This is a genomic window from Streptomyces sp. NPDC059142, from assembly GCF_042755665.1.
In the GTDB taxonomy this organism is placed as follows: domain Bacteria; phylum Actinomycetota; class Actinomycetes; order Streptomycetales; family Streptomycetaceae; genus Streptomyces.
Window position 1 is genome coordinate 22,324 of the sequence record NZ_JBHZDA010000105.1, and the last position, 2,649, is coordinate 24,972.

General features: G+C 75.3%; 2 protein-coding genes. One reads left to right on the forward strand and one right to left on the reverse strand.

What is annotated here, in order from left to right; all coding sequences use genetic code 11:
• Positions 1-170 precede the first annotated feature (170 nt).
• On the reverse strand, positions 171-1,199 hold the full coding sequence (locus tag ACFXPK_RS28020) for an HAD-IIA family hydrolase (RefSeq protein WP_385004917.1): 1,029 nt from the start codon (positions 1,197-1,199) through the stop codon (positions 171-173).
• An 84-nt stretch (positions 1,200-1,283) separates the two neighbouring features.
• Here ACFXPK_RS28020 and ACFXPK_RS28025 point away from each other — a divergent pair, with 84 nt between their 5' ends.
• Complete coding sequence (locus ACFXPK_RS28025) at positions 1,284-2,579, forward strand: DUF1015 family protein (protein ID WP_385079787.1); 1,296 nt, start codon at positions 1,284-1,286, stop codon at positions 2,577-2,579.
• Positions 2,580-2,649: the final 70 nt, after the last annotated feature.

Sequence of the window (2,649 nt, forward strand, 5' to 3'; positions counted from 1 at the left end):
GCGACGCCGCGCCCCGCCCCCGGCGCGGGCCCCACGCGCCGGGGCGGGCCCGCCGCGCGGCGCCGCGCGGGGGGCGCGCCCCCGCCCCGCGCCCCCCCCCGCCCCCCCCCCGCCCGTCAGCCCCTCCGCCCGCCGCCTGAAGCCCCGCCTGAGCCGCGCCCGAGCCCCGCCTAAAGCCCCAGCCGTGCCAGTGCCTTGCCCGCGTCCAGCGCGCACGCGCCCTCGCCCGCCTCCGTCCAGGCCGCCGCGCACAGCGCGCGCAGCCCGTCCAGCGCCGTACCGTCCCCGTCGAGGGTGAGCGCGCCCCCGCCCGCGGTGGCCGTCCAGCCGCCGCAGCCGAACCCGCCGTCCCGCTCCGTCACCTCGGGCTGCCCGGTCAGCAGCCCGCGCAGATCGGCGTCCACATACGTCGGCCGGTGCCGCGGCTCCGCCGCCAGCAGCCCCGCCCCGTCCGTCACCCCGGTCAGCACCAGCAGCGAGTCGACACCGCCGTTGAACGCCCCCTCGATGTCGGTGTCCAGCCGGTCCCCGACGACCAGCGCCTTCCTGGCCCCGGTCCGCAGGATCGTCTCGCGGTGCATCGGGGGCAGCGGCTTGCCCGCGACCTGCGGCTCGGCGCCCGTGCCGATCCGTACGACCTCCACCGCCGCGCCGTTGCCCGGCATGATGCCGCGCGCGCCAGGGATCGTCAGATCGGTGTTGGACGCGAACCACGGCACGCCCCGGTTGATCGCGTAGCACGCCTCGGCGAACCGCGCCCACGGCAGATCGGGACCGCCGTACCCCTGCACCACCGCGGCCGGGCCGTCGTCGGCCGAGTCGACCGGCTCCAGTCCACGCTCGCGCAGCGCGACCCGCAGCCCGTCGCCACCGATGACCAGCACCTTCGAACCCGCCGGTACCTGTTCGGCGATCAGCCGGGAGACCGCCTGCGCCGAGGTGATCACATCGTCGGGCTCCGCCGGCACCCCCAGCTCCGTGAGATGGGCGGCGACGGTGTCCGGCGGGCGGAGGGCGTTGTTGGTGACGTACGCGAGCCGCATCCCCGCGTCCCGGGCGGTGGTCAGCGACTCGACGGCGTACGCGATGGCCGCGCCGCCCGCGTACACCACACCGTCCAGGTCGAGCAGAGCCGTGTCGTACGCCTCGTTCAGCGCGGTCGCACTCCCGCTCGGCCTGGTCCTGCTCTGCTGGCTCATCCTGCCTACGCTCCTCGCTCGGGACTTCTCACCCGATCATCGCTCATGCCCACCCCGTCCATACGATGCACATACGATGCTCGGATGAACACAACAGGTCCTGTGGACAAGGGGCTGCGGCTGATTCCGTTCCGCGGGCTCCGGTACGTCCGGGAACGTGTGGGCAGCCTGTCCGCGGTGACCTCGCCACCGTACGACGTCGTCGTCAGGCCCGACGGACTGCACCACCTGGAGTCCGCGGACCCGTACAACATCGTGCGGCTCATCCTGCCGCAGGCCGCCACCCCCGAGGACCGGCACCACCGGGCGGCGGCCACGCTGGAGCGCTGGGTGGCGGAGGGCGTACTCGCCCCGGACCCGGAGCCGGCCCTGTACGTGTACGAGCAGCACAGGGGCGAGGTGCTCCAGCGAGGGGTCATCGGCGCCCTCGCCCTCTCCTCCCCCGCCGCGGGCATCGTGCTGCCGCACGAGGACGTGATGCCGGACGTGGTGGAGGACCGCGCGGCGCTGCTGCGGACGACGGCCGCCAATCTGGAGCCGCTGCTGCTGACGTACCGCGGCGACCCGGACGCGGCCGGCGGGACGGCGGGCGTCGTCGAACGCGCCCTCGCCCGTACCCCGCTCCTCACCACCACCACGGAGGACGGTTTCGCCCACCGCCTCTGGTCGGTCACGGACTCCGCCGATCTCGCGCACATCGCCGACGACCTCGCCCACCGCCAGGCCCTGATCGCCGACGGACACCACCGCTGGGCGACCTATCTGCGGCTGCGCGAGGAGCACTCGGGGGCGGCGCGGGGACCTGCGGGACCGTGGGGGTACGGCCTGGTCCTGCTGATCGACACCGCCCGCTACCCCCTCCAGGTCCGCTCCATCCACCGGCTGCTGCGCGGGCTGCCGGTCGACCGGGCGGTCGCCGCGCTCGCGGGCGCGTTCCGTGTCCGTACGGTCGGGGGACCGCTCCCCGAGGCGCTCGGCGCGCTGGCGGACGCGGCGGCCACGGGCAACGCGTTCCTGCTCGCCGGGGACGGCCGCTTCCACCTCGTCGACCGCCCGGACGAGGAGCTGCTGTCCCGTACGGTACCGACCGACCGCCCGGCGGCCTGGCAGCGGCTGGACGCGACGGTCCTGCACGCCACGCTGCTGGACCACGTCTGGCGGATCCCGGACGACCCCGAGCACATCACGTACATCCACGACACGGAGGCGGCCGTCGTCCAGGCGGAGCGCACCGGCGGTACGGCGGTACTGCTGCACCCGGTGCGCGAGGATGTCGTACGGGAGCTGGCGCGCCAGGGGGTCACGATGCCGCGCAAGTCGACGTCGTTCGGCCCGAAGCCGGCCACGGGTCTGGTCATGCGGAGCGTCACCCTCGACTGAGGGACCGGCCGGGGGCACAAGCCGCCGGGGGCACAAACGACAGTGGGGGGGGGCCCGCGCCGGGGTGCGC